Origin of the sequence: Pseudomonas sp. YH-1, from assembly GCF_051990045.1 — a bacterium.
Lineage (GTDB): Bacteria > Pseudomonadota > Gammaproteobacteria > Pseudomonadales > Pseudomonadaceae > Pseudomonas > Pseudomonas nicosulfuronedens.
The window spans coordinates 4,698,944-4,723,309 of record NZ_CP178184.1 but is presented as its reverse complement, the minus strand read 5'-3'; the positions used below and the strand labels follow the sequence as shown (position 1 = coordinate 4,723,309).

Here is a 24,366-nt window from a genome sequence, read left to right as displayed (position 1 = left end):
CAGTAGGGAGCGCGACTGGCTCCGGCGCCCGCACTAAAGGCATGGTGCGGTCCATCAACAAAATAATAAAAACGCATTTTTTAGTAATCATTCGAGCTAAGCGAACAACCACAGGGCTTCGCGGGCAGATGCCCGGAGGGCATAAAAAATATTCGGCGAATGCATTGGATGAGCGCCCAGGCCTTCCCTTAAATGGCCAGTGTTAGCTCATAAATGCATTGATATAACTATTTATATTCCAATGAAGAATATTACGAAGCCGTATCGCCTTGCTCTTCCCAGCCCGCGCCTGAGGCCTTCCGCCTTCGGCTGGCGCGGGCTCGAACCTCTGTTGCCGTGGCTGGTGCCGCTGGCCATCGCGGTGCTCTGGTGGACCGCCAGCCACCGGCACTGGATGTCCGCGCAAATTCTGCCCACGCCCGAGCTGGTGCTGCAGGCCGGCCGCGAGCTGCTGGCCGGTGAGCTCTGGCAGCAACTGGGCATCAGCCTGAAACGTCTGCTCTGGGGCTTGCTGGCCGGTATCCTCAGCGGGCTGGCACTGGGCGCCTGGCTCGGCTTCAGTCGCCGCGCCGAGCGTCTGGTGCTGCCCACCTTCAGTGCCCTGGCGCAGGTCCCGACCCTGGCCTGGATTCCGCTGTTCATGCTGTTCTTCGGCATCGGCGAATTACTCAAGCTGGTGGTGCTGATCAAGGCCATCATCGTGCCGGTGACGCTGCACACGCTGGTTGGCGTACGCGACGCGCAGCCTCGTCTGCGCGAGGCCGCCGCCGTGCTGCGCCTGCCACGCCGGCTGTTGCTGTGGCGGCTGATCCTGCCGGCGGCGCTTCCGGCTTTCCTGACCGGTGTGCGCCTGGCACTGGCGCAGGGCTGGACCTCGCTGCTGGCAGTCGAACTGCTGGCCTCCAGCGAAGGCATCGGCTACCTGATGGTGCAGGCGCGGCAGCTGTTCATGCTCGACATCGTGTTCGTCTGCATCCTGGTCATCGGTCTGGTCGGCGCGGCGATGGATCGAGGAATCCAGGCGCTGGACCGGCGCCTGGTGCACTGGCCGCAGCAAGCTGCAGGCGAGTTCCGCCGTAGCGCGTCAGGCAAGGGCTGGGAGCGTCTGCAACCCTGGCTGCTGCCGCTGGGCCTGTTGGCGATCTGGCAGGCGGCGAGTGTGCTGGAGTGGGTCGATCCGGCCATTCTCGCCAGCCCCGCGTCGGTGGCGGTCGCGCTGTGGGACGGGTTGCTGGATAACAGCCTGACCACTGCGCTGTTCGCCAGCCTGCAACGCACGCTTGCCGGACTGCTGCTGGGCGGCTCGCTGGGCTTCCTGCTCGGCCTGGGGCTTGGCCTGTGGCGCCCGGCGGAGCGGCTGCTGGGACCGTCCTTTGCCGCACTGCGCCAAGTGGCGATCTTTGCCTGGGTACCGCTGCTCACCGCCTGGTTCGGGCTCGGCGAGCTGGCCAAGGTGGTGTTCGTCGGCCTGGCCGCCTTCTTCCCACTTCTGCTGGCGACCCAGCGCGGCATCGCCAGCCTGCCGGCGCAGCTCACCGAAGCGGCCATCGCGCTGCGTCTCTCGCCCTGGCAAAGGTTGCGTCGGCTGGTGCTGCCGGGTGCTGCGCCGTCGGTGTTCGCCGGGGTACGCCTGGCGCTGATCTACGCCTGGCTCGGCACCATCGGCGCCGAATACTTCATGCCCTCGGACGGTGGCATCGGCAGCCTGATGATCGGCGCGCAACAACTTTTCCGCATGGACCTGGTCGGCGCCGGCATGTTGCTGGTCGGCCTCACCGGAGCCCTGCTGGCCGCCCTCGGCCAGCGCATCGAAGCGCGGGTAACGCGCTGGAGACACGCATGAACGCTTTCGCACCGCAGGCGCTGGTGAGCTTTCGCCAGGTCGCCAAGAGTTTCCCCGTGGACGGCCGCGAGCTCCAGGCCATCGAACGTTTCGACCTGGAGATCGCCGATGGCGAGTTCATCGCCATCGTCGGCGCCAGCGGTTGTGGCAAGTCCACGCTGCTGCGCCTGCTGGTGGGGCTCGACCGTGAGTTCCGGGGTGAGATCCGCATCGACGGCGCGCTCATCGACGGCATTGGCGGCGAACGCGGCATCGTGTTCCAGGAGCACCGCCTGTTCCCCTGGCTGAACGTGGAGCAGAACGTCGCCCTGGGCCTGGTCAATGAACCACTGAGTGAGTCCGGCAAAGCTTCGAAAGTGGCCGATTATCTGGAGTTGGTGGGTTTGACCGCCTTCGCCCGCGCCTATCCGCATCAGCTCTCGGGCGGCATGGCACAGCGAGTGGCCATCGCCCGCGGATTGGTCGCCAGCCCGCGCATCCTGCTGCTGGACGAACCCTTCGGCGCCCTGGACGCGCTGACCCGTCAGCAGTTGCAGGAAGAGCTGCTGCGCATCCGCCAACGCGAACGCATTACCACCGTGCTGGTGACCCACGACGTGGAGGAGGCGCTGTTCCTCGCCGACCGCGTGGTGGTGATGGCGCCGCGTCCGGGGCGTATCAAGCGCATCGTCGAGGTGCCGCTGGAGCATCCTCGCGAACGCGGTGGCTATGACTTCCTGCGCCAGCGCGAAGCGCTGTTGCACGAGCTGACAGGCGAGGGCGACTACGTCGCGCCGCAGCTCAAGCGGGTCGAAGACCTGCCGTTCGAGTTCATTGCCTGCTGATCCAAACACCAAACCCTGTAGGAGCGAGCTTGCTCGCGAAGCTCTTCGAGCAGGCTGCTCTGGAATGTTCGCGAGCAAGCTCGCTCCTACACAAGACACCCACTTACCGAGTCCGACCATGAGCAAACGCCCCAACTTCCTCGTCATTGTCGCCGACGACCTCGGCTTCTCCGACCTCGGCGCCTTCGGTGGCGAGATCGCCACGCCGCACCTGGACGCCCTGGCCCTCGAAGGCCTGCGCCTGACCGACTTCCACACTGCGCCGACCTGCTCGCCGACCCGCTCGATGCTGCTCACCGGCACCGACCACCACATCGCCGGCATCGGCACCATGGCCGAGGCGCTGACGCCGGAGCTGGAAGGCAAGCCGGGTTACGAGGGCTACTTGAACGACCGCGTGGTGGCGCTGCCGGAGCTGCTGCGCGAGGCGGGTTACCAGACCCTGCTCTCGGGCAAGTGGCACCTGGGCCTGAAACTGGAGCAGGCGCCCCACGCGCGCGGCTTCGAGCGCTCCTTCTCGCTGCTGCCGGGCGCGGCCAACCATTACGGTTTCGAGCCCCCCTATGACGAAACCACCCCGCGCATCCTCAAGGGCACGCCAGCGCTGTACGTCGAGGATGACCGGTTCATCGACGAGCTGCCGGCGGACTTCTATTCCTCCGATGCTTTCGGCGACAAGCTGATCCAGTACCTCAAGGAGCGCGATCAGAACCGCCCGTTCTTCGCCTACCTGCCGTTCTCCGCGCCGCACTGGCCACTGCAGGCGCCCAAGGAGGTAGTGGACAAGTACAAGGGCCGCTACGAAGCCGGCCCGGAGGCACTGCGCCTGGAGCGACTGGAGCGGCTCAAGCAGCTGGGCCTGATCGACGCCGACGTGAAGGCGCATCCGGTGCTGGCGATCAGCAAGGAATGGGCCCGCTTGACCGACGAGGAAAAGGCCAGATCGGCACGGGCCATGGAGGTCTACGCGGCGATGGTGGAACGCCTGGACTGGAACGTCGGCCGGGTCGTCGAGTACCTGCGCCAGCAGGGTGAGCTGGACAACACCTTCGTCCTGTTCATGTCCGACAACGGCGCCGAGGGCGCGCTGCTGGAAGCCTTCCCGCGCTTCGGTCCGGACCTGTTGAGCTTCCTCGACCAGCACTACGACAACAGCCTGGAAAACATCGGTCGCGCCAACTCCTACATCTGGTACGGCCCGCGCTGGGCCCAGGCCGCCACCGCGCCGTCGCGCCTGTACAAGGCCTTTACCACCGAGGGCGGCATCCGCGTGCCGGCGCTGGTGCGCTACCCGGCGCTGCAGCGCCAGGGCGAGATCAGCCACTCGTTCTCCACGGTGATGGACATCACCCCGACCATTCTCGACCTGGCTGGTGTACGTCATCCGGGCAGGCAATGGCACGGCCGAGAGGTGGCTGAGGTGCGCGGAAAGTCGTGGTTGGGCTGGCTGTCCGGCGAGACGGAACAGGCTCACGACGAGAAGACCGTTACCGGCTGGGAGCTGTTCGGCATGCGCGCCATCCGCCAGGGCGACTGGAAGGCGGTCTACCTGCCTGCGCCGGTCGGCCCGGCGACCTGGCAGCTGTACGACCTCGCCAAAGACCCCGGCGAAACCCAGGACCTGGCGAAATCAGAGCCGGAACGCCTGGACAGGCTGATCGAGCACTACAAGCAGTACGTCAACGAGACCGGTGTGATCGACGCGCCGCCACCGTTCCTCGCACGCTGAACGCAAGCGTCACAGCCTTCCTTCCCGCTCGTGCGGGAGGGGACGGCAGCCTCGGGCTGCGGCGGATGGTGCGACAGCAGGGAAGAGAACCGGCGGCCGCCCGACTGCTTGGACTGACGGCGGCCACCGGAATGCACTTGCCATCGGCTTGGCTACGCTGGCCTTCGGTCTTATCGGCTTATGTCGGCCCATCCTTGAGACCGTCCTGATGGGCAGCGGACAGATGGGGTTCCTGTCGGCTGTCCTCCGGTTCGATGTCCACCTGCTCTTCCAATGACTCCTCGTGGGTCACTCTGGGGTCGGGGTCGGGAGTGTCCACGGGTGTTTTCATGCTTACCTCGCTTGGTGGGCCTGCTTGCCAGCCAGGGCGCGCAGACGTGCGCCGGCCACCACCACCTTGCGGGGTCGGTGGGTGGGGTTCAGCGGAACGAAGGTCTGCAGCTCGATGCGCTTGAGGAACCAGTCGATGTTGTCCTGCTCCAGCGGCCCCTCTACGGTCATCAGGTCGCGACGGATGCGCTCCACAATGTTGTTCAGCAGCACGGCGCTGGACTGCTCTTCCTGCTGGATGACCCGGGAAATCAAGCGCTTGCCCCTGGCATTGCGCAGGTTGATGAGCAGCGTGCCGTCGGGCCTGGTCGTGAACTGTGGGCGGTAGTCGCTGAACAGGTGGCTCAAGTGTTCGATGGCCGTCTTGCGGCAACTGGACATGTCGATCCCTCCCGGTGGTTGGCAAAAGCCAGAGTGCTGGCTTGAGCCTGAAACCTCGCATCAGCCATGCCAGGTCGGGAGAGACTGTTTCATCTGTTTAACAGGTTGTTATTGCTGGAAATCGAGAAAGCATGCTGGCCTTTGGTCATTTGCAGGATGCAAGGTTGCACCGGCAAGAGGCTGGAAAATGCATGGCCAGACGCCTCGCGGCCTTTCTTGTTGCCATGCCCGCCGCATTGACAGGCCTTCTGTCCGAAACTCTCACCGGTTGCGACAGTGCCAATGCTGCCAGCGACGCCTGCCAGCGCTGGCGATCCGCTTGCCGGTGCCGGAGAACTCCGGTGCCTGGGCCAAACGCCAGCATTTCGCTCGGGCAACCGAGCGGGCAGGGTTGACCCAGGGAGAGGAGGTGGCCATGACGCAGTTCCGACGCCTGGACGTGGAAGCGGTGCTCCACGAAGCCTACCCGCTGTTCAATTTCTCCTGCTACCGGGAGGAGGGTGGCCGCTATTCGATCCGTCTCAGCAGCCAGCTGGCGGACATGCCCTGTACCACCGTGGTCGGCATCCACGGCGACGAGCTGAGCAGCGCCGGGCGGGTGCGCAGCCTTGGCCTGGAGTTGATCGACAGTTTCATCGACTAGTGAGCGGCGACGGTGCCGCCGCGCACTGCTCGGGCCTCAGCGACTGCGGCTCAAGGCGCAGGCCGCTGCCAGCAGTCCGGCGGCGGTGGCCAGCACTGCAGCGGTCTGCCACGGATGTTCACCGGCATACTCGCCGCTCGCGCGGATGGCCCGACGGCTGCGATGAATCAGGTGTTCACTGGTTTCGCGGCTGTCGTCCACCAGGTCCCGCAGCCTCGACTTGAACGCCGGCAGTTGTTCTGCCGTGAGATCCCGGCTGCTGGCCAGCAGGGTTTCCAGGTCGTTCACGAGGGATTGCAGCTCCTGCACGCCACTGTTGCGGGTAGAGGGGAACCATCGATAGCTGCCCATTGACTGTCTCCTTGATTGTTTCTGGTTGGAATTCGCGGGGGGCAGTTGTGCTGTCCGGCGTCACTCCGCCATTGGCATCGGGACACGCTGCTTCGCGCGTTCGCGACTCTGCCGGCCCCCTTCGAGAGAACCCGCAGACCGCCGGTCGTTCACTGATTCTGATGAGTGGAACCTGACGGTTTGCGCCGGGCGTGCTTGAGTGCAAGAGGCGCTCGCCGGCCCTTTTTCTGCCATCGTTGGAGGCTGTGCAGGTGCGACGATTGGTGGCAGCGCGCGGGGGCGCGCAGGGGCGATCGCTTGTGCGAGGATGCCGCCCGCCACGCCATGAGCACTTCAACGAACCGGGAGACGACTGCCGATGCTGATCCGTGACTTTCGCGACGACGACATGGAGCGGGTGCTGGATATCTGGCTGCGGGCCTCGCAGCAGGCCCACGCTTTCATCGATGCCGATTTCTGGCGGCAGCGCCTGCAGGACATGCGCGACGTCTACCTGCCGGCCGCAGCGTCGCGAGTCGTCGAGAGCGACGGTTGCATCAGCGGTTTCTACAGCCTGCATGACGGCGCACTGGCGGCGCTCTTCGTCGCACCGGAATGCCAGGGCCGGGGGCTGGGCTCGCACCTGCTGAGCGACGCCAAGATTCACCTGCCGATGCTGGAGCTGGCGGTCTATTCGGCCAATGCCGGCGCGGTGGCGTTCTACCAGCGGCACGGTTTCGAGGTGCTGGAGGAGCGCGAGGACGAACACACCGGCCATCCCGAGAAGCGCATGGGCTGGATGGCACGCCCGGTAGCCTGCGGATGCTCATGAGTCGGGCAGGCAGGGCGGCGGCCCTGGTCCTGGCGGTCGCAGGACCGGCCAGTGCGATGGATGGCAAGGGGAACTCGAGCGACCACTTCACCGTCGGCACCAGCCTTGGCACGGCGGCGGCCAGCGAGTCCAGCAGCCATTCTCCGCGGGCCTACCAACAGGCGCGCGATGACGCCTTGGCCTATATCGCTTCCGCCGGGCGGATCCATGGCGCGCAACTGGAACACGCGTTGCGCGAATACCGCAGGGCGCATCCGCAATCGACGCTCAGTGACTTGCAGTTGGCCCAGGCCTTGGCCAGTCAGGGCTGAGGCGTCCGGCTGGCCAGCAGCAGGCGGCACGCGTGGCCTCAGCGAGTCCAGTAGCTTCCGGCGTGCCGGCTGGATGCATAGTCCAGGTGAAGGGAGAAAGAGGTCTGGAAGAACTCCAGTAGCCGGGTGTCCAGCACCAGCGCATTGAGCGAGGCCAGGGAGCCGATCACCTGTTTCACATCGGCGTCGGTTTCTCCGCAGCGGTTTTCATGGCACAGGCGCTGGGTCTGCCGGTCGGCGCTGATGCGGCAGATGCGTTCGGCATCGCGGCAGGAGTTGCGTACCCTCAGGCTCAGTTCCGGCAGGTCGCGGCGACCATCGAGCAACTCGACACTGCACTCCAGGCCGTGCCGGCGTGCGAACTCGCTGGCGCGGGCGAAGACCGGCAGGGCCACTTCTACCAGCGCGCACTGGTAGGCATCGGCGAAACTCTCGGGGTCAGCGCTCATCCAGAATCTCCTGTGCTCACTGCACGATGCCCGGCGCAAGGCTGGCCGGGGTTCTGTGATGGACCACGGAAGGTGTGGCTTGCGCGATAGGTCGCCCGATTTTCCGCCGAGCGGTTATCCAGCCTGGCGTCTCAGACGACGGCCGGCGTCCGGGCTTCGGCCTGCAATGCCTGGATCACCGAGGGGCGTGCAGCGACCTCCTGGCGGAAGCGGTGGATCGCCGGAAACGCCTCGAGATCGACCTTCAGGTGTTCGGACCAGCCCAGCACAGTGAACAGATACGCATCGGCGATGCTGAAGCGCTCCGCGAAGCGATGGCCATTCGCGGCCAACACCTGTTCCAGGTAATCCAGGCGCCTGGCCAGCTTCGCGCGCAGCCGGTCCTTCACCGGTTCGGGGATTTCTCCGTCGAACAGCGGGCTCATCCCCGCATGCAGTTCGCTGCCGATGAAGTTCAGTTGCGCCTGCAGTTGCGTGCGCTGCAGGGTGCCGTTGGCAGGCGCAAGGCCTGCCTCGGGCTGCAGGTCGGCGAGGTACTGTAGAATCGCCACGCCCTCGGTCAGCACCGTGCCGTCCTCCAGTTCCAGCGCCGCGACATAGCCTTTGGGGTTGATCCGGTAGAAGTCGCCGCCATCGGCGGTGCGCTTGGTCTGGTTGTTCACGCGTACCAGCGAGAATGGCAGGCTGAGCTCGCGCAGGATGATGTGCGGGGCGAGGGAGCAGGCGTTGGGAGCGAAGTAGAGCTTCATCGAGCGGACTCTGGTCGGAAATGGGTGGCCAGTATTCCTGCTCCCGATGCAGCGCGTAAGAACGCACTTTTTTGTGCTCTGGGCACAAAAAGGTTACCGGGAAGGACAGATGAAGAAGAACGTTTCGGGCTGCTCGGTCGAGGAGGCCATGCGGGTGATCGGTGGGCGCTGGCGGCTGCTGCTGGTGTCGTACCTGCTCGATGGCAGCAAGCGCTTCAACGAGTTGCGCCGTGACATGCCGGAGATTTCCCAGCGGGTGCTGACCGCCGAGTTGCGCGCGCTGGAAGAGGCGGGGCTGGTGATTCGAACCGTGTACCCCGAGGTTCCGCCGCGCGTGGAGTACTGCCTGAGCGATGACGGTGGCCGCCTGCGGCCGGTGGTGGACGTGGTGAAGACCTTCGGCCTCTGGCTCAAGGCCCGCCCGGAAGCTTAAGGGCGGTCGCGCCCGTGGTCCGCCTGCAGGGCCGGCGTTGGCAAGTCTCATGATCGCTAACGGAAAGGGTGTGACGGGCGTGGCGATGCGCCCATGGTCGTGATCGCGAGCTTGGCTCGCTCCTACCGTCGATTTCCTGCAAAGCTCAGGGTTGCACCTTTTCCAGCCCTGGCACGAACACTGCTTTCTTCCTGCCGCCTGGCCAGATCTCGTGGGTTATAGCTAGGCGAGCCTGTCGCCGTGCTCCGTTTGGTAGCGCCTGGTGTGGGAAATGTCACCGGTTGCACCGGATTTGCGCGTACGACCAAAGGCTTGTTTTTATTGGGTTGCACCTGGTTGCACCTTGGGATTCGGCGGTATAACCTTGCGCCGTTTTCAGGCACACCTTCTAACAACAGGAAGCCCCATGGCCACCACCACCCTTGGCGTGAAGCTCGACGACGCCACCCGCGAGCGCCTCAAGCTGGCTGCCCAGCAACTCGACCGTACCCCGCACTGGCTGATCAAGCAGGCCATCTTCTCCTACCTGGAGCAGGTCGAAGGCGGTCTGACGCCGGCCGAGCAATCTGGCCTGGCTGCGGCGGCGGGCGAGGAATCGCTGGATGCGTTGAACGAACAAGGGTTGCAGGTCTTCCTCGATTTCGCTGAGAGCATCCTGCCGCAGTCCGTGCTGCGCGCGGCCATCACTGCCGCCTACCGCCGACCGGAAACCGAGGCGCTGCCGATGCTGCTGGACCTGGCACGCCTGCCGAAAGAGCAGGCAGGTGCCGCCAGCAAGATGGCCCTGGGCATCGCCGAGAAGTTGCGCAACCAGAAGAACGCCGGTGGCCGCCAGGGCCTGGTGCAGGGCCTGCTGCAGGAGTTCTCCCTGTCGTCCCAGGAAGGCGTGGCGCTGATGTGCCTGGCCGAAGCGCTGCTGCGCATCCCGGACAAGGCCACCCGTGACGCGCTGATCCGCGACAAGATCAGCAACGGCAACTGGAGCCAGCACCTGGGCCAGAGCCCGTCGATGTTCGTCAACGCGGCCTCCTGGGGCTTGCTGATCACCGGCAAGCTGGTGGCGACGCACACCGAAGCCGGCATGTCCTCGTCGCTCAACCGCATCATCGGCAAGTCCGGCGAGCCGCTGATCCGCAAGGGCGTGGACATGGCCATGCGCCTGATGGGCGAGCAGTTCGTCACCGGCGAAACCATCGCCGAGGCCCTGGCCAATGCGGCGAACATGGAATCCCGTGGCTTCCGCTACTCCTACGACATGCTCGGCGAAGCCGCGCTGACCGATGAGGATGCCAAGCGCTACCTGGCTTCCTATGAGCAGGCGATCCATGCCATCGGCAAGGCTTCCCATGGCCGTGGCATCTACGAAGGCCCGGGCATCTCGATCAAGCTCTCCGCGCTGCACCCGCGCTACAGCCGCGCACAGTACGACCGTGTGATGGACGAGCTGTACCCGACCGTGCTCGGCCTGGTGAAGATGGCCCGCGACTACGACATCGGCATCAACATCGACGCCGAGGAAGCCGATCGCCTGGAAATCTCCCTCGATCTGCTCGAGCGCCTGTGCTTCGAACCGTCGCTGGCGGGCTGGAACGGCATCGGCTTCGTCATCCAGGCGTACCAGAAGCGCTGCCCGTACGTGATCGACTACGTGATCGACCTGGCCAAGCGCAGCCGTCACCGCCTGATGATCCGCCTGGTGAAGGGCGCCTACTGGGACAGCGAGATCAAGCTGGCCCAGGTCAACGGCCTGGAAGGCTACCCGGTCTATACCCGCAAGCCGTACACCGACGTGTCGTACCTGGCCTGCGCGCGCAAGCTGCTGGCGGTGCCGGAATCCATCTACCCGCAGTTCGCCACCCACAACGCCCACTCGCTGTCGGCCATCTGCCAGCTGGCCGGGCAGAACTACTACCCGGGCCAGTACGAGTTCCAGTGCCTGCATGGCATGGGCGAGCCGCTGTACGAGCAGGTGGTAGGCAAGGTCGCCGACGGCAAGTTCAACCGTCCGTGCCGCATCTACGCGCCGGTAGGCAGCCATGAAACCCTGCTGGCGTACCTCGTTCGTCGCCTGCTGGAAAACGGCGCCAACACCTCGTTCGTCAACCGCATCGCCGACCACAGCATCTCCCTCCAGGACCTGGTGCTGGACCCGGTGCTGCAGGTCGAGCAGATGGCCGCGCAGGAAGGCACCCTCGGGCTGCCACATCCGCGCATCCCGCTGCCGCGTGACCTCTATGGCGAATCCCGGCTGAATTCCGCCGGCATCGACCTGGCCAACGAACACCGCCTGGGTTCGCTGTCCTCGGCGCTGCTGTCGAGCACCAACCACGCCTATGTCGCCGAGCCGATGCTGGGCCTGGCCGACGCTGCGCCGGGCGAGCCGCAGCCGGTACGCAACCCGGCCGACCTGCGCGACGTGGTGGGCCATGTGCGTGAGGCCAGCGAAGCCGACGTGAACAACGCCATCCTCGGTGCGCTGTCCAGCGCGCAGATCTGGCAATCCACCCAGCCGTCCGAGCGTGGCGCCATCCTGATGCGCGCCGCCGACCTGATGGAAGCCGAAATCCAGTCGCTGATGGGTGTGCTGGTGCGCGAGTCGGGCAAGACCTTCGCCAACGCCATCGCCGAAGTGCGCGAGGCAGTGGACTTCCTGCGCTACTACGGCGCCCAGGCCAGCACCCACTTCGCCAATGACAGCCACCGCCCGCTGGGTCCGGTGGTGTGCATCAGCCCGTGGAACTTCCCGCTGGCGATCTTCAGCGGTCAGGTAGCTGCCGCCCTGGCCGCCGGCAACACGGTGCTGGCCAAGCCCGCCGAGCAGACCCCGCTGGTCGCCGCGCAAGCCGTGCGCATCCTTCTCGAAGCCGGCGTACCGGCCGGTGCTGTGCAGCTGCTGCCGGGCCGTGGCGAAACCGTCGGTGCCCGTCTCGTTGGTGACGAGCGCGTGCGTGGCGTGATGTTTACCGGCTCCACCGAAGTCGCCGGCATCCTCCAGCGCAACATTGCCGGCCGCCTCGACGCCCAGGGCCGCACCATCCCGCTGATCGCCGAAACCGGCGGCCTCAACGCGATGATCGTCGACTCCTCGGCGCTGGCCGAGCAGGTGGTGGTCGACGTGGTTAACTCCGCCTTCGACAGCGCCGGCCAGCGTTGCTCCGCGCTGCGCGTACTGTGCGTGCAGGAAGACGCCGCCGACCGCGTGGTGCAGATGCTCAAGGGCGCCATGGCCGAGTACCGCGTCGGTGCGCCGGAGCGCCTGCACACCGACATCGGTCCGGTGATCGACGAAGAAGCCAAGGGCAACATCGACAAGCACATCCAGACCATGCGCGACAAAGGCCGCAAGGTATTCCAGAGCGCCCGCGTGGATGCCGAGGAAATCAAGCGCGGCACCTTCGTCGTGCCGACCCTGATCGAGCTGGACAGCTTCAGCGAACTCAAGCGCGAAATCTTTGGCCCGGTGCTGCACGTGGTGCGCTACCAGCGTGCGGACCTGGACCAGTTGCTCGCGCAGATCAACGAGTCCGGCTACGGCCTGACCCTGGGCGTGCACACCCGTATCGACGAGACCATTGCCCAGGTCGTCGGCACTGCCCATGTTGGCAACCTCTACGTCAACCGCAACGTGGTTGGCGCCGTGGTCGGCGTGCAGCCTTTCGGTGGCGAAGGCCTGTCCGGCACCGGTCCGAAGGCCGGCGGCCCGCTGTACCTGTATCGCCTGCTGTCGACCCGTCCGCAGGATGCGGTGGCCAACCAGCTCAAGGGCGATGGCGCCCAGGCACTGCCACGTCCGAAGGACGCCCAGCAGGCCGTGGAAGCCCTGGCCAAGTGGGCAGGGCAGAAGGACGCCGCCCTGGCGCCCCTGCTCAGCGGCTATGGCGAGCTCGCGCAGAGCTTCACCCAGCAGGTGCTCACCGGCCCGACCGGCGAGCGCAACACCTATACCCTGCTGCCGCGTGAGCACGTGCTTTGCCTGGCCGAAGACCGCGCCGACCTGCTGGCCCAGCTGGCTGCTGTGCTCAGCGTCGGCAGCCGCCCGCTGGTAGCCGAGTCCAACGCCGCCGTGGTCAAGGAACTACCGAAGGAGGTGGTCCAGCGCATCGAGCTGGTCGCCGACTGGAGCAGCACCGACAAGGTGTTCGACGCCATCCTGCACCACGGCGATTCGGATCAGCTGCGTGCGGTCTGCGAGCAGGCCAGCCAGCGCAAGGGCGCCATCGTCGGCGTCACCGGGCTGAACCGCGGGGAAACCGATATCCCCCTGGAGCGCCTGCTGATCGAGCGTGCCCTGAGCGTCAACACCGCCGCTGCCGGTGGTAACGCCAGCCTGATGACCATCGGCTGACGACGGTGCCGGTAGCGCCTCACCGGGCGCTGCCGGCCAGCTTCACGGTCGCACCGCGACCACCCGGCCTGCCAGCCTCCGGGCGGAGCTACCCGCTCCCGGCAGGCCGTTCCCCTCGCGCTTCCTGCGCAATCCGTTTCGGGCTTCGTGCCCGGCACAACGGCGGAGCTACCCGCTCCGCCGATTTCATCGATGCACCTCGTTGGCCTATTGCATCGAGGGATAGTCCATCGGCCTCGGGCGACCCGCCAACAGGGCTCAACCGATGGATGCGCCGCCGCGCCAGCGGCTGAATGAGCCTCGCCCCAGTCCATCAATACGATGCTTCCTACCGCGGTTCAGCTGCACTGTGCGGCGGCCAGCGAAAACGATGACTTGTCTTCCGGGTGGAAGGATAGGAAAGCCGACCTCACCTACACTCACGGCTGTCGCAGCACATAGAGGCGGGATACTCGATGCGCAGATGGCCTGCATTCCTGGTTTTTTCCTGTGTCACCGGAGCGGCCATCGCCGATGAAGTACCGGATGCGGTACAAGCCTGTGCTGTCTGTCATGGCATGCACGGCGAGGGTACGGCGCAAGGGCCCATGTTGGCGGGGCTCTCGGCCGACTATATTTCGGCGCAAGTGGCGCTTTTCAACTCACGGCAGCGCAGTAATGCGCTGATGGGGCCAATGGCCGAGGCCTACGCCTCGGCCGATCTGCTGCAGCCGGCTGCCGCTTACTACGCCGCCCAGGGCAAGCTGCCGGCGCTGCAGGTTCGCGGGCAACAGCCTGCCGCCTCGCCAGCCGAAAAGCTCTACTACCAGGGTGACCTGTCCCGCGACATTCCGGCCTGTTTCAGCTGCCACGGCCCCTCGGCCGTCGGCGCGGGGCCATTTCCTCGGCTCGCCGGGCAACAGGCGGCGTATCTGCAGGCGCAGTTGCAGGCCTGGCGCAAGGGTGAGCGCGGTGGCGACCCGGAAGGCATGATGGGGGCGATCGCCAAGCGCCTGAACGACAAGGACATCACTGCGCTGGCCAGCTATCTGGCGGCGATTCGCTGAGGAGTGCTCATGAACAGAACCCTGCTCTGCATGGCCTTGGCGGGAAGCGTTGCGCTGCCGGTACAAGCAGCCGATGCGGTGACTACGTCGATGGAAGAAATCAGCGCACAACCCAAGGCCAAGGATGCCCATTACTTCACGCCACGTGACCTCTCGAAGATCCCCGACGGCGCCTTCGGCGACAAGATTCGCCGTGGCTACCAGTTGTTCGTCAATACCCAGCAGCTCAAGGGCCGCTATGTAGGCAACCAGCTGAACTGCACCAACTGCCACCTGGACGCCGGCACGAAGGCCTACGCCGCACCCATGTGGGCGGCCTACCTGGCTTACCCGGCCTTCCGCAAGAAAGACAACCGCGTGAACAACTTCGCCGAGCGCATCCAGGGCTGTTTCAACTACTCCATGAACGGCAAGGCCCCCGAGCTGGGCTCACCCGAGCTGGTGGCGATGTCGGCCTATTCCTATTGGTTGCTCATGGGTGGCTTGCTGGATATGTACGGCATGCAGGACAAGCCCGTGCCGGAACTCAGCGACGCTGAACTGCAGCGCGGCGGTCGAGACGAATCCTTCGTCCTGCCGGGACCACTGGCGGACAGAGTGAAGATGGAGGGGCGCGAACGCATGCCCGGGCGTGCCTTTGCCGCCTTGCCGGCACCGCCGCAGGCCTACTCGCCACAACGGGGCCAGCAGGTCTATACCGAGCACTGTGCGATCTGCCATGGCGAGCAGGGTGAAGGCCGCAGGATGGCCGACGTGCCGGTGATCCCTGCGCTGTGGGGCGGCGAGTCCTACAACTGGGGCGCAGGCATGCACCGGGTCAATACCGCCGCCACTTTCATCTACGAGAACATGCCGCTGGGCAAGAGCGTGCAACTCAACGTCCAGCAGGCCTGGGACGTAGCGGCCTACATGAACAGCCGGGAACGGCCGCAGGACCCGCGCTTCAAGGGGGATGTCGCCAGGACGGCGAAAGACTTCCACGCCTCCGATCAGGGCTACTACGGCCAAACGCTCGACGGGGCGGTGCTCGGCAGCCGGGCCTACCCGGCCGGCGTGCAGCCCTGAATGGCAGCGGTATGACCTGATGGCATCGACCCTCCGCCAGGTGGGCTCCATGAACAAATTCGATCACAGCGCATTAGCGGCAGAAAGGGGACGCATATGAACACGGTGTTGCTCAAGATCAAGCACGAGTTCATCAAGGCACTTCCGCCCACCATTTTCTTCTTCGTCATTCTGCACATCGTCGCTGCCATCCGCGCACTCATGATCAAGGGCACGGGTGTGCCGCTGCCCGTGACGGCTTCGGTCCTGATCGCCTCGCTGGTACTCGGCAAGTCGGTACTGGTGGCCGACATGCTGCCGTTCATCAACCGCTTCCCGGAAAAGCCGCTGATCTGGAACGTCACCTGGAAGACCCTGATGTACGCCCTGGTCGCACTTTGCGTGCACTACCTGGAGCGACTCTACGAGTACTGGAAAGAGGCCCCCAGTCTGATGGACGCGAACTCCATGCTGTGGACATCCATGAACTGGCCTCGTTTCTGGGCGGTGCAGATTCTGCTCATCACCTTGATCTTCATGTACTGCGTCATCTCGGAGCTGGCGAGGGTGATCGGCCGTGATCGCCTCAGGAAGATGTTCCTCGGACCACTGCCACCGGGACTGGGAAGTGACCGACCGGCCGAATGACCTCGCAATTGAAGGCGACGACCTGCTGGCACCTGCGCGAGTGACAGGGCAGCACGGTTTTCAACCCTGGGGTCTTTGTCCCTCGTGCTGCACGGTGCGGGTCAGCTGTTCCAGCAGTTCCAGGTCAGTACTCATGCCCGAGGTTTCGCGGATGCGCGCGAGGATTTCCTTCTTCAGGGCGATGAATTCGGGCGAGACCTTCATGTCCTGATTGCGCTCGGCCGGTAGCGGCACCTCGTAGACGCTGTCGATGCGGCCGGGGCGGGGCGCCATCAGTACCACGCGGCCGCCCAGGTAGATGGCTTCCTCGACGTCGTGGGTGACGAACAGGATGGTGCTGTTCTCCAGGCGATGCACATGGCGGATCAGGTCGTGCATCACCTCGCGGGTTTGCGCATCCAGCGCACCGAAAGGTTCGTCCATCAGCAGGATCTGCGGTTTGGGCATCAGCGCGCGGGCGATTGCCACGCGCTGCTGCATACCGCCGGAGAGCTGGTTGGGGTAGGCCTGGGCGAAGGCAGACAGGCCCATCAGGTTGAGCAGCGCGTCGGCTCGGCCGCTCGCTACCTCCACGTCGGCGTCACCACGCACGGTGTCGGAGACCACCTTGAGCCGGCGGCAGAACTTGATGTTCTCCGTCACCTTCAGCCAGGGGTAGAGGCTGTAGTGCTGGAAGACCATGGCGCGATCGATACCGGGGCCATCCACCGCGCGACTGTCGACGAGGATTTCGCCGCCGCTGTGGCGCTCCAGGCCACCGATGCTGCGCAGCAGGGTGGACTTGCCGCAGCCCGAGGCGCCGACGAAGGTGACGAATTCGTTGGCGCGAATCTCCAGGTTGACGTCCTGCAGTGCCTGCACCTGCCGGCCCTGGCTGCTGAAGACCTTGTCGACGTGGCGGATGCTGATCTTGCTCTGGCTCATGGCGATTACCTCTTCATCCAGGGGAAGGCCACCCGGCCGAGCCAGCGGAAGGCCTGGTCGGTGAGCAGGCCAATGACGCCGATCAGCAGGATGCCGGCGAAGATCTTGTCGGTCTGCATGTAGCGCTGGGCGCGCAGGATGGCGTAGCCCAGGCCGGAGTTGGCGGCCACCAGTTCGGCCACCACCAGGTAGGTCCAGGCCCAGCCGCAGGTGATGCGCAGGGTGTCCAGCAGTGCCGGTCGGGCCGAGGGCAGGACCACCAGCTTGACGATCTCCGCGCGGTTGGCACCCATGGTCTGCGCCGCCTCGATCTGCGCCATGGGCACGCGGCGCACGTCTTCGGCGACCATCAGGACCATCTGGAAGAAGGTGCCGATGAAGATGATCAGCACCTTGGAGCCTTCGTCGATGCCGACCCAGAGCATGACCAGCGGAATGAACGCCACCGCCGGCATGTATCGGATGAAGTCGGTGAGGGGTTCGAGGAACGCCTGCACCGGGCGGTAGGTGCCGATGTACAGGCCCAGTGGCAGGGCGATCACCGCCGAAGCGAGGAAGCCGGCCATCACCCGGTAGACACTGATGGCGATGTCGCCGAGCAGGCCTTCGTCGCTCCACCAGTGGCCGATGCGCTTGAGCACGGCGTCCGGGCCGGGGAAGAACATCGGGTTGGCCAGCCCGGCGGCGCTGTAGGTCCACCAGAGCAGCAGGGGCAGCAGCAGGCCGGCGGCGGCCAGGGACCAGATGGCGCTGCGCGGCAGCTCGCCACGAATCACCCACCAGCGTTGGCGGGCGGGCTGCGCGACGGGACTGGGCAGGGGTTGGTGGGCGGTCATGGCGTCACCTCCTCATCGTGGAACAGGGGGCGCTGGCAAGGTTGCCAACCACCCGCTGGCGGTGTGGCGCCCAGGCCATTCAGCCAGTGCGTGTTGCACAACAGGTCGGGGTGGTCCGGGTCGGCATCGGCCGGCAAGAGCGCGGTGCCGATGCGCGCGGGCAGGGTGGACAGTTCGATCTGCCAGGGCGTTGCGCCGCCCTGGTGGCGACCGAAGGACAATTCGAAATCCAGCAGTTCCGGGATGTCGCTTGCCAGCAACGCCGCCAGTGAGTCAGCCATGGGCAGCGGCTCGCGGCGCCCAGCGGCGAAGAGGAAGCAGTCACCGGCCAGCAAGAGACAGCCCTGGCGGCCATCGGCGGCGGACAGCCAGGTGCCGCGATTGCGCCCGATGGACTCCGGCAGGCGTTCCCAGATTTCGTGGTAGCTGCCGTCCAGGCCGTCTTCGAGCACCTTCTCGCTGCTTTCGAAATGCATGCGGCCGATGTCCAGGCCGCCATTGGGCGGCTGGAAGTCGATTGCCCGGTGCCACTGGCAGCGCTGGCCGACGACTTCGGTGATGCCGGCGAAACCTGCTTGGGTGGCGAGCTCCTCCGGCGACTGTGGTGCCGGGAGCGGGATGCGCAGATCGGCGAACAGGCGCTCGGTCTGCAGCCAGTAGACGCGGGTGCTGGTGTCGTGGGTGCCGGCGGTGGTGGTCAGCAGGGTGCGCTGCCAGACACCGAGGTAGGCGGGCGGTACCACGGGAATGTTCAGGCCAGGCATGCGTTTTCCTCCCATTCGGCGAGCACGGAGCGGCTGTCCAGCACGCGGCCGAACAGTCCGCCTTCCACCTCGACCATGGCCAGGGCGGCGGCATGCAGCTCGGCGCTCGGCGAGCCGCAGGCATCGCTGACCAGGGTGCAGGCGTAGCCCAGCTCTACCGCCGCGCGCAGGGTGGAAGACACGCACACTTCGGTGGTGACCCCGCACAGCACCAGGTGACCAATGCCCTGACGACGCAGCAACAAGTCCAGGTCGGTGTAAGCGAAGGCGCTGTAGCCGGGTTTGTCGATCACCGGCTCGTTGGCCAAGGGTCGCAGTTCATCAATCAGGTCGTGGCCATATTCACCGCGCACCAGCAACCGTCCCAGTGGGCCGCGTGCGCCGATGGGGGCGCCGGCGTGTTCGGCGCGGCGGCGCTTGCTGTCATGCAGATCGGTGAGGTCCGGGCGGTGCCCCTCGCGGGTATGCACCACCAGCAGACCCAGGGCGCGGGCGCTGTCCAGCAGTCGGGAAATGGCCGGGATCGGTGCGCGCAGGCGGTCGATCTGCAGCCCGGCCTGGTCGGCATAGCCGCCGGGAGCGCAGAAGTCGCGTTGCATGTCGATGACGATCAGTGCGGTGCTCACAGCCGGAACTCCTTGCGCACGGCATCGGCAATGCCGCCGCCGATGTCCCGTGCCATGCGCAGGCCCTTGTCGGCGCTGGAGCCGCGCGCCGAGGACAGCACACCCGACGGCGGGACCCATGCGGTACGGCTGGGGTACATGTCGTAGGGCGGGAAGTCGGCTGGTCCGTCGTCGGGGATCAGGTCCAGGCGCACCAGATTGGGCAGGTAGTGCAGCATCAGCGAGGTCTCGATCACGGCCGCGTGTTCCAGGGCGAAGCCGGGGAAGCCGTCGGGGAATACGTCGCTGAGCGTGGACTCGCTGCAGAAGTCCCAGTGCTCCAGGCGCATCACTTCCAGCGGGCTGGAAGGCCCCAGCTCGCGCAGGGCGAGCTGGATTCCCTCGGTGACGAACCACTGGTTCTCGTAGTGGCCGTCCACCAGCACCAGGCGGGTGACGCCGTGGCGCGCGAACTCGCGCACCGCATCGCGCACCAGGGCGATCAGGGTCTGCCCGTCGAGGCTGGTGGTGCCGCAGAAGTGCTGGCCTCCGCCGCATTTGGGCTGGGACTTGTAGCCGTACGAGAGGGCCGGTGCGACCAGGCCGTCGACCTGGCGGGCCACGTCCTCGCACAGCGCACTGGCCAGCAACGCATCGGTGCCCAGTGGCAGGTGCGGGCCGTGTTGCTCGGTGGCGCCGCAGGGCAGGAAGACCACGGGGGATTGCTCGCGAACGCGACGTTCATATTCGACCCAGCTGAGCTGGTCCATCCGGACGGTCATGATTCGGCCTCGCAGAGAGTGGGGGAAAGGGTGGAAGAGGGGCGTGCGGCGATCAGCGCCGCTGCCAGCACCAGGGAGCCGCCGAGCCATTCGCGCAGGCCCAGCTCGCGCTCGCCGAACCAGGCAGCGGTGAGCACGGCGACCAGCAGTTCGATCACCACCAGCACGGCGGCGCGGCTCGCCTCGACGTGGCTGAAGCCGTATTGCGCGGCGCCCATGGCGGCCAGCCAGAACAGGCCGAAGCCCGCCAGCTGCAGCCATTGATGAGTCTCGATGATGGGCAGTGGCGTGCCTTGCAGCAGGCAGAAGAAGCCACCCAGCGCGGCGCTGCCGATGAAGCCGACCACCGCCTTGCTGGTCAGCGGCACCTGCTCGGCGGCGCGGGTGGCCAGGTTGTTGAGGGCGAAGGCGAAGCCGGCGGAGAGCGCCAGCCAGTCACTGGCGGTCAACGGACGGAAGGTGTCGTGGCTGATGCCGAGGGTCAGGGCGATGCCGAGCATGGCCAGGGCGAGGGCGCCGAGCCGTGAAGGCGTCAGGCGCTCGCCGAACAGCAGCCGGCCGCCCAGCAGGCCCCAGATTGGCGCCAGGTAGAACAGCAGCATGGCGCGCACCACGTCGCCCTCGGACAACGCCGCCACCAGCCCGGCCGTGGCCCAGCCACCGAATACGCAGATGGCCAGCAGGGCGCCGCGTTGCGACCACCATTGCCGGTGTTGGCCCAGCACCAGCGGCACGGCCAGCGCACAGAGCAGTCCATAGGTACAGAGCACCAGCGGCATCCCGGCAAGACCCTGACCGGCAAAGTGCGCCAGGGGCATCCAGCCCAGTCCCCAGAGGGCGGCGCCCAGCAGCAGGACGATTTCCGCGCGCATCAGGCGCCCATCCAGGCGCCGCCATTGGCGCCGAGCATCTGCCCGTGGAAGAAGCTCGCGCCGGGCGAGACGAGGAACAGCACTGCCGCGGCGATCTCCTCGGGTTGGCCAAGGCGGCCGGCGGGGATCGCGGTTTCGCGGGCGATCATCGCCTCGCTCATGTGTTCCACCGAGACCATTGGCGTCTCCACCGGGCCCGGCGCCACGCCGTTGATGCGGATATGCGGGGCGAATTCCCGCGCCAACGCCTTGGTCAGGCCGATCACCCCGGCCTTGGCGGCGCAGTACGCGGCATAGCGTTCGCGGCCGAGCTGCCCCAGCTCCGAGGCGATATTGACGATGCTGCCGCTGCCCCGTGCCTGCATGTGCGTCAGGGCATGGCGACAACAGCGGTAGACCGCGTGCAGGTCGACGCCGAGCAGCGTCGCCCAGTCGTCCTCGCTGGTGTCGAGGAACGGCTTCTCCAGGATGATCCCGGCGTTGTTCACCAGGATGTCCAGCTCACCTTCGGCGAGCACGCGGGCGAACATCTCGGCCACCTGTTCCGGCACTGCGACGTCGGCCTGGACGGCATAGGCGCGGCCGCCCGCGGAGGCGATGCGCGCTACCAGGGCGGTGGCGGCTTGCGGTTGGTCGAGGTGGTTGATCCACACCTGCGCGCCGGCTTCCGCCAAGGCCAGTGCGATGGCCCGGCCGATGCCCTGGGTGGCGCCGGTTACCAGCGCGGTCTGTCCTTCGAGCGGTTTCATCAGTGCATGACCTCGCCATGGCTGACCGACAGCGATTGGCCGGTGAGGGCACTGGCCAATGGGCTGCCGAGAAACAGAAAGGTGCCGGCGAGATCGGCCGGCGTCAGGAGTTCGGGCACCGCCTGGGCGGCAAGAATCTGCGCGAGCTCATCGGTTTCGCTGCGGCCATTGGCGGCGGCCATCACTTGCAGCGAGCGCATCGCCGCGTCGGTGGCGATCCAGCCGGGGCACACGGCGTTGACGCGGATGCGCCGTGGCCCGAGCTCCCAGGCCAGCGAGCGCGTCAGCCCGATCACCGCGTGTTTGCTGGCGACGTAGGCGGAGAAGCCCGGCACGCCCTTCAGGCCCCAGATCGAGGCCTGGTTGATCACGCTGCTGCCGGCATGCAGTTGCGGTAACAGGGCACGGGTGAGGCGCAGCATCGAGGCGACGTTGTTGTCCAGCAGCGCCTGCCAGCGCTGGTCGGACTCGGCGTTGCCACCCTCCAGCGGCGTGGCGTATTCGACACCGGCGTTGTTGATCAGCACGTCCAGCGGCGCGCCGTCGCGCAGAGTGGTGAAGTCGGCGATGGCGGCGCTGTCGCCCAGGTCCAGCGCTTGGCTGCGGATGCCGGTGAGCGCTGCCAGCTCTTCCACGACGGCAGCCAGGGCCGCCGCATTGCGGTCGAGCAGTTCCAGCGTCGCGCCCTGTTCGGCGAATGCCCGCGCCAGGCCCTTGCCGATGCCACTGGCGGCGCCGCTGATGAGCACGCGTTTGCCCCGGTAATCGATCATCTTCAGACCGCCGTCAGGAAGGAGACGCCGACCGCGCCGTAGAAACCGTCGGCGCGGTCCTTGCCCTCGGGGGCAACTTCGCCGTAGTGGTCGTCTACCACACGGCGCAGGCGATGCTGGTGGAAACTCTTGAACAGCAGGTGCATGGGCAGCACCTGGTTGTAGCCCTCACCGTAGAGCTCGTGGTGCAGCTTGCGCAGGCGATACCAGGGGGCCACGGGTTTCTCGTGGTGGGCGTTGTGGTAGGCGAAATTGAGCAGTAGCAGGTCGAGCGCCGGCCAGCGCACCGATACCACGTTGCTGTAGGTGTTCATCTGCTCGTAGGTGCGGTCGCGGGCCTTGTCGTCGGGAATCTTGCCGCCGTCCTCCAACACAGCGAAGGCGTCGTAGGTGTGCTGGTAGGCGTCGGTGAAGCGCAGCACGATGATCATCAGCGTCCAGGCGACGAAGTACAGCAGCAGCGCCTTGATAGAGACTGCCGCGACCAGACCGAACAGCACGCCACGCACCAGCAGTGTCAGTGCTACGCGGCGACGGTTGGCGCGGTGACGCGGGTTGTCGGTGATGAACGGCAGGAGGATCACGTAGTAATGCATGATCAGCTCCACTGCCGGCACATAGGCCCATTCGGCGGTCAGCACCAGGCCGCGCACCCAGCGCGGGCTGCGGGCGAGGAAGGCCTTGGTGTCGAAGGTGATCACGTCGGCGCGGTCAACGTGGTGGCGCATGTGTTTGCGGCGCAGGTCCTGGAAGCCCGCATAACAGCTGCCGCAGAGCCAGCTGCAGGCTTCGCCGGCCCAGGTGTTGTGCGCCGGCTTGGCGAAGATGGTGCCATGGGCGAATTCGTGGATCAGGTAGGCCGCGACGATCATCGCGTGGCCCAGCAGCAGGGTGCCGATGGCGTTGAGCGCCCAGTGATCGGCGAACAGCAGGGCGAAGCCGGCGGCATAGCCACCGAAGGCATAAGCCAGGGCCAGGCTGTTGGGCAGCCGGCCATCGGCGTAGCGGTACAGGGACGCGGACATGGAGACCTCCGTGAGCGCTCCCGCCGTCCCGGCGAGAGCGTCGGGTGGGTGCCTTACTGGGCGAGGGCCTGGACGAACTGGGCGTCGAAGGTCTGGGCGAAGTCGGGGATCGCCGGGATCTGGCTGTTCTCCTTGAGCAGCTGGGCGATCACCGCGCCGCTGCCGAAGAAGGAGTTGGTGGCGTCGGACTTCTCGAAGTTCCTGCTCATTTCCGCCAGTGGGATGTTGTAGACCCCGGCCATCTGCTCCTTGGCCTCGGCGGCACTGACGCCGAGCACCTTGCCGATGATTTCGGCGGATTCATCCGGGTGCGCCTTCATGTAGGCCAGGCCGTCGGCGTAGCCCTGGATCATCGCGGTGATCGCCTTCTGGCGCTTGCCGATGACCTCCTGGTTGAACACCAGCACGTCGGTGATCAGGCCCGGCGCGTCCTTTGATGAATACACGACGTGGAACTTGTCGCCGGGCATGCCGAGGATCTGCGAGACATTGGGCTCGTAGGTCACGCCCACCGGCAGGCTGCCCGAGGCCATGGCGCCGGGGATGCCTTCGGGGGTCATGTTCACCGGACTGACGTCCTTGTCGCTCAGGCCATGGCTCTTGAGCGCATAGGCAAGCAGGAAGTCCGAAGGCGAGAGCGGGTTGAAGCCGATCTTCTTGCCTTTGAAGTCGGCGACGGACTTGATCGACTTGTCGGCGACGATGGCGTCCCCGCCATTGGAGAAATCGATGGGCATCACCACGCGGTACGGCTGGCCCTTGGCGACGCCGCCGACCACCTGGTCGTAGGTGAGCATGCCGCCATCCAGCGCGCCGCCGGTCATCGCGGTGGGGATCAGCGCCGGGTCGTTGAAGAACTGCAGCTCCACCTTCAGCCCGTGGGGCTTGTAGAGGTCGAGCTTGTCGGCGACGTAGAAGGGCGCGTAACCGGCCCAGACAACGGTGCCGATCTTGAGCTTCTCGGCGGCCTGGAGCGTCAGTGGCACGACCCCGGCGGCAGCAAGCAGACAGGCACCGAGCAGGGTCTTGCGCAGGGAACGCAGGGAAAGCGGCATGGTCATGGCATTGCTCCTAACGGTTGGAAATCGGCACGGGATGA

General features: G+C 66.1%; 26 protein-coding genes and 1 pseudogene. 12 read left to right on the top strand and 15 right to left on the bottom strand.

Annotation, left to right across the window (positions count from 1 at the left end; translation table 11 throughout):
- Nucleotides 1-241: 241 nt before the first annotated feature.
- The 3 genes from ACKI1H_RS21685 (at nt 242) to ACKI1H_RS21675 (ending at nt 4,396) form a co-directional block, all read left to right on the top strand.
- The gene (locus tag ACKI1H_RS21685) at nt 242-1,843 is read left to right on the top strand and encodes an ABC transporter permease (RefSeq protein WP_440466272.1); all 1,602 of its coding nucleotides are present in this window, start codon (nt 242-244) and stop codon (nt 1,841-1,843) included.
- Nucleotides 1,840-2,667 (top strand): ABC transporter ATP-binding protein, encoded by an 828-nt coding sequence (locus ACKI1H_RS21680; RefSeq protein WP_440466271.1) that lies wholly within the window; start codon nt 1,840-1,842, stop codon nt 2,665-2,667. Before ACKI1H_RS21685 ends, ACKI1H_RS21680 begins: the two co-directional genes overlap by 4 nt.
- 118 nt (nt 2,668-2,785) lie before the next feature.
- Entirely contained in the window at nt 2,786-4,396 is a 1,611-nt protein-coding gene (locus ACKI1H_RS21675) for an arylsulfatase (protein WP_440466270.1), read from the top strand.
- A 178-nt stretch (nt 4,397-4,574) separates the two neighbouring features.
- Here ACKI1H_RS21675 and ACKI1H_RS21670 read toward each other — a convergent pair whose 3' ends face one another.
- The gene (locus tag ACKI1H_RS21670) at nt 4,575-4,727 is read right to left on the bottom strand and encodes a hypothetical protein (RefSeq protein WP_440466269.1); all 153 of its coding nucleotides are present in this window, start codon (nt 4,725-4,727) and stop codon (nt 4,575-4,577) included.
- A gap of 2 nt (nt 4,728-4,729) precedes the next feature.
- Nucleotides 4,730-5,107 carry a DUF3509 domain-containing protein gene (locus ACKI1H_RS21665; RefSeq protein WP_440466268.1) on the bottom strand — a complete coding sequence of 126 codons (378 nt, stop codon included), beginning with the start codon at nt 5,105-5,107 and terminating at the stop codon, nt 4,730-4,732.
- Between the two features lie 415 nt (nt 5,108-5,522).
- Here ACKI1H_RS21665 and ACKI1H_RS21660 point away from each other — a divergent pair, with 415 nt between their 5' ends.
- Nucleotides 5,523-5,750 carry a hypothetical protein gene (locus ACKI1H_RS21660; protein ID WP_081520531.1) on the top strand — a complete coding sequence of 76 codons (228 nt, stop codon included), beginning with the start codon at nt 5,523-5,525 and terminating at the stop codon, nt 5,748-5,750.
- Between the two features lie 36 nt (nt 5,751-5,786).
- Here ACKI1H_RS21660 and ACKI1H_RS21655 read toward each other — a convergent pair whose 3' ends face one another.
- Complete coding sequence (locus tag ACKI1H_RS21655; protein WP_138520897.1) at nt 5,787-6,101, bottom strand: DUF883 family protein; 315 nt, start codon at nt 6,099-6,101, stop codon at nt 5,787-5,789.
- Nucleotides 6,102-6,462: 361 nt separating this feature from the next.
- Here ACKI1H_RS21655 and ACKI1H_RS21650 point away from each other — a divergent pair, with 361 nt between their 5' ends.
- Nucleotides 6,463-6,912: an N-acetyltransferase gene (locus ACKI1H_RS21650; RefSeq protein WP_138521089.1), complete on the top strand. Its 450-nt coding sequence runs from the start codon at nt 6,463-6,465 to the stop codon at nt 6,910-6,912.
- Complete coding sequence (locus ACKI1H_RS21645) at nt 6,903-7,223, top strand: DUF2388 domain-containing protein (protein WP_341785691.1); 321 nt, start codon at nt 6,903-6,905, stop codon at nt 7,221-7,223. Before ACKI1H_RS21650 ends, ACKI1H_RS21645 begins: the two co-directional genes overlap by 10 nt.
- Nucleotides 7,224-7,261: 38 nt before the next feature.
- Here the strand turns inward: ACKI1H_RS21645 and ACKI1H_RS21640 are convergent, their stop codons facing one another.
- Nucleotides 7,262-7,672 carry a hypothetical protein gene (locus ACKI1H_RS21640; protein WP_440466267.1) on the bottom strand — a complete coding sequence of 137 codons (411 nt, stop codon included), beginning with the start codon at nt 7,670-7,672 and terminating at the stop codon, nt 7,262-7,264.
- 131 nt (nt 7,673-7,803) lie between these two features.
- Nucleotides 7,804-8,421: a glutathione transferase GstA gene (gene gstA, locus ACKI1H_RS21635; RefSeq protein ID WP_440466266.1), complete on the bottom strand. Its 618-nt coding sequence runs from the start codon at nt 8,419-8,421 to the stop codon at nt 7,804-7,806.
- Nucleotides 8,422-8,530: 109 nt separating this feature from the next.
- On the opposite strand from gstA, the gene ACKI1H_RS21630 reads away from it, so the two are divergent.
- The 6 genes and pseudogenes from ACKI1H_RS21630 (at nt 8,531) to ACKI1H_RS21605 (ending at nt 15,937) form a co-directional block, all read left to right on the top strand.
- A complete protein-coding gene (locus ACKI1H_RS21630; protein WP_440466265.1) occupies nt 8,531-8,854 on the top strand; it encodes a winged helix-turn-helix transcriptional regulator in 324 nt (107 codons plus the stop codon).
- 406 nt (nt 8,855-9,260) lie between these two features.
- Nucleotides 9,261-13,199: a trifunctional transcriptional regulator/proline dehydrogenase/L-glutamate gamma-semialdehyde dehydrogenase gene (gene putA / locus ACKI1H_RS21625; protein ID WP_440466264.1), complete on the top strand. Its 3,939-nt coding sequence runs from the start codon at nt 9,261-9,263 to the stop codon at nt 13,197-13,199.
- A gap of 455 nt (nt 13,200-13,654) precedes the next feature.
- Nucleotides 13,655-13,864 (top strand): annotated as a pseudogene (locus ACKI1H_RS21620) (c-type cytochrome); the annotation flags it as partial.
- Nucleotides 13,865-14,245, top strand: coding sequence for a c-type cytochrome (locus tag ACKI1H_RS21615; RefSeq protein WP_440468899.1), 381 nt, complete (start codon nt 13,865-13,867; stop codon nt 14,243-14,245). It abuts the pseudogene before it with no gap.
- Between the two features lie 9 nt (nt 14,246-14,254).
- Complete coding sequence (locus ACKI1H_RS21610; RefSeq protein WP_440466263.1) at nt 14,255-15,310, top strand: c-type cytochrome; 1,056 nt, start codon at nt 14,255-14,257, stop codon at nt 15,308-15,310.
- Nucleotides 15,311-15,406: 96 nt separating this feature from the next.
- A complete protein-coding gene (locus ACKI1H_RS21605; RefSeq protein WP_138520891.1) occupies nt 15,407-15,937 on the top strand; it encodes a hypothetical protein in 531 nt (176 codons plus the stop codon).
- A 60-nt stretch (nt 15,938-15,997) separates the two neighbouring features.
- Here the strand turns inward: ACKI1H_RS21605 and ACKI1H_RS21600 are convergent, their stop codons facing one another.
- From ACKI1H_RS21600 to ACKI1H_RS21555, 10 genes are read right to left on the bottom strand one after another with little or no spacing between them, the layout of a single operon-like run.
- Nucleotides 15,998-16,861, bottom strand: a complete 864-nt coding sequence (locus tag ACKI1H_RS21600; RefSeq protein WP_440466262.1) for an ABC transporter ATP-binding protein — start codon at nt 16,859-16,861, stop codon at nt 15,998-16,000.
- A 5-nt stretch (nt 16,862-16,866) separates the two neighbouring features.
- Complete coding sequence (locus tag ACKI1H_RS21595; protein ID WP_440466261.1) at nt 16,867-17,697, bottom strand: ABC transporter permease; 831 nt, start codon at nt 17,695-17,697, stop codon at nt 16,867-16,869.
- Complete coding sequence (locus ACKI1H_RS21590; protein WP_440466260.1) at nt 17,694-18,461, bottom strand: hypothetical protein; 768 nt, start codon at nt 18,459-18,461, stop codon at nt 17,694-17,696. The genes ACKI1H_RS21595 and ACKI1H_RS21590 overlap by 4 nt, the downstream gene beginning before the upstream one ends.
- On the bottom strand, nt 18,449-19,087 hold the full coding sequence (locus tag ACKI1H_RS21585; protein WP_280055865.1) for a cysteine hydrolase family protein: 639 nt from the start codon (nt 19,085-19,087) through the stop codon (nt 18,449-18,451). Before ACKI1H_RS21585 ends, ACKI1H_RS21590 begins: the two co-directional genes overlap by 13 nt.
- Nucleotides 19,084-19,848, bottom strand: a complete 765-nt coding sequence (locus tag ACKI1H_RS21580) for a creatininase (RefSeq protein ID WP_440466259.1) — start codon at nt 19,846-19,848, stop codon at nt 19,084-19,086. The genes ACKI1H_RS21585 and ACKI1H_RS21580 overlap by 4 nt, the downstream gene beginning before the upstream one ends.
- Complete coding sequence (locus ACKI1H_RS21575; RefSeq protein WP_138520883.1) at nt 19,845-20,720, bottom strand: DMT family transporter; 876 nt, start codon at nt 20,718-20,720, stop codon at nt 19,845-19,847. The genes ACKI1H_RS21580 and ACKI1H_RS21575 overlap by 4 nt, the downstream gene beginning before the upstream one ends.
- Nucleotides 20,720-21,469, bottom strand: a complete 750-nt coding sequence (locus tag ACKI1H_RS21570) for an SDR family NAD(P)-dependent oxidoreductase (protein WP_440466258.1) — start codon at nt 21,467-21,469, stop codon at nt 20,720-20,722. The genes ACKI1H_RS21575 and ACKI1H_RS21570 overlap by 1 nt, the downstream gene beginning before the upstream one ends.
- The gene (locus ACKI1H_RS21565) at nt 21,469-22,242 is read right to left on the bottom strand and encodes an SDR family NAD(P)-dependent oxidoreductase (RefSeq protein ID WP_440466257.1); all 774 of its coding nucleotides are present in this window, start codon (nt 22,240-22,242) and stop codon (nt 21,469-21,471) included. Before ACKI1H_RS21565 ends, ACKI1H_RS21570 begins: the two co-directional genes overlap by 1 nt.
- Before the next feature lie 2 nt (nt 22,243-22,244).
- Nucleotides 22,245-23,267, bottom strand: a complete 1,023-nt coding sequence (locus ACKI1H_RS21560; protein ID WP_440466256.1) for a fatty acid desaturase family protein — start codon at nt 23,265-23,267, stop codon at nt 22,245-22,247.
- A gap of 53 nt (nt 23,268-23,320) precedes the next feature.
- Nucleotides 23,321-24,328: an ABC transporter substrate-binding protein gene (locus ACKI1H_RS21555; protein ID WP_440466255.1), complete on the bottom strand. Its 1,008-nt coding sequence runs from the start codon at nt 24,326-24,328 to the stop codon at nt 23,321-23,323.
- Nucleotides 24,329-24,366 lie beyond the last annotated feature (38 nt).

Coding starts and splice junctions, on each gene's coding strand:
- ACKI1H_RS21685 (WP_440466272.1), top strand. CDS start 242: ATGAAGAATATTACGAAGCCGTATCGCCTTGCTCTTCCCAGCCCGCGC.
- ACKI1H_RS21680 (WP_440466271.1), top strand. CDS start 1,840: ATGAACGCTTTCGCACCGCAGGCGCTGGTGAGCTTTCGCCAGGTCGCC.
- ACKI1H_RS21675 (WP_440466270.1), top strand. CDS start 2,786: ATGAGCAAACGCCCCAACTTCCTCGTCATTGTCGCCGACGACCTCGGC.
- ACKI1H_RS21670 (WP_440466269.1), bottom strand. CDS start 4,727: ATGAAAACACCCGTGGACACTCCCGACCCCGACCCCAGAGTGACCCAC.
- ACKI1H_RS21665 (WP_440466268.1), bottom strand. CDS start 5,107: ATGTCCAGTTGCCGCAAGACGGCCATCGAACACTTGAGCCACCTGTTC.
- ACKI1H_RS21660 (WP_081520531.1), top strand. CDS start 5,523: ATGACGCAGTTCCGACGCCTGGACGTGGAAGCGGTGCTCCACGAAGCC.
- ACKI1H_RS21655 (WP_138520897.1), bottom strand. CDS start 6,101: ATGGGCAGCTATCGATGGTTCCCCTCTACCCGCAACAGTGGCGTGCAG.
- ACKI1H_RS21645 (WP_341785691.1), top strand. CDS start 6,903: ATGCTCATGAGTCGGGCAGGCAGGGCGGCGGCCCTGGTCCTGGCGGTC.
- ACKI1H_RS21640 (WP_440466267.1), bottom strand. CDS start 7,672: ATGAGCGCTGACCCCGAGAGTTTCGCCGATGCCTACCAGTGCGCGCTG.
- gstA (WP_440466266.1), bottom strand. CDS start 8,421: ATGAAGCTCTACTTCGCTCCCAACGCCTGCTCCCTCGCCCCGCACATC.
- ACKI1H_RS21630 (WP_440466265.1), top strand. CDS start 8,531: ATGAAGAAGAACGTTTCGGGCTGCTCGGTCGAGGAGGCCATGCGGGTG.
- putA (WP_440466264.1), top strand. CDS start 9,261: ATGGCCACCACCACCCTTGGCGTGAAGCTCGACGACGCCACCCGCGAG.
- ACKI1H_RS21615 (WP_440468899.1), top strand. CDS start 13,865: ATGGGGCCAATGGCCGAGGCCTACGCCTCGGCCGATCTGCTGCAGCCG.
- ACKI1H_RS21610 (WP_440466263.1), top strand. CDS start 14,255: ATGAACAGAACCCTGCTCTGCATGGCCTTGGCGGGAAGCGTTGCGCTG.
- ACKI1H_RS21605 (WP_138520891.1), top strand. CDS start 15,407: ATGAACACGGTGTTGCTCAAGATCAAGCACGAGTTCATCAAGGCACTT.
- ACKI1H_RS21600 (WP_440466262.1), bottom strand. CDS start 16,861: ATGAGCCAGAGCAAGATCAGCATCCGCCACGTCGACAAGGTCTTCAGC.
- ACKI1H_RS21595 (WP_440466261.1), bottom strand. CDS start 17,697: ATGACCGCCCACCAACCCCTGCCCAGTCCCGTCGCGCAGCCCGCCCGC.
- ACKI1H_RS21590 (WP_440466260.1), bottom strand. CDS start 18,461: ATGCCTGGCCTGAACATTCCCGTGGTACCGCCCGCCTACCTCGGTGTC.
- ACKI1H_RS21580 (WP_440466259.1), bottom strand. CDS start 19,848: ATGACCGTCCGGATGGACCAGCTCAGCTGGGTCGAATATGAACGTCGC.
- ACKI1H_RS21575 (WP_138520883.1), bottom strand. CDS start 20,720: ATGCGCGCGGAAATCGTCCTGCTGCTGGGCGCCGCCCTCTGGGGACTG.
- ACKI1H_RS21570 (WP_440466258.1), bottom strand. CDS start 21,469: ATGAAACCGCTCGAAGGACAGACCGCGCTGGTAACCGGCGCCACCCAG.
- ACKI1H_RS21565 (WP_440466257.1), bottom strand. CDS start 22,242: ATGATCGATTACCGGGGCAAACGCGTGCTCATCAGCGGCGCCGCCAGT.
- ACKI1H_RS21560 (WP_440466256.1), bottom strand. CDS start 23,267: ATGTCCGCGTCCCTGTACCGCTACGCCGATGGCCGGCTGCCCAACAGC.
- ACKI1H_RS21555 (WP_440466255.1), bottom strand. CDS start 24,328: ATGACCATGCCGCTTTCCCTGCGTTCCCTGCGCAAGACCCTGCTCGGT.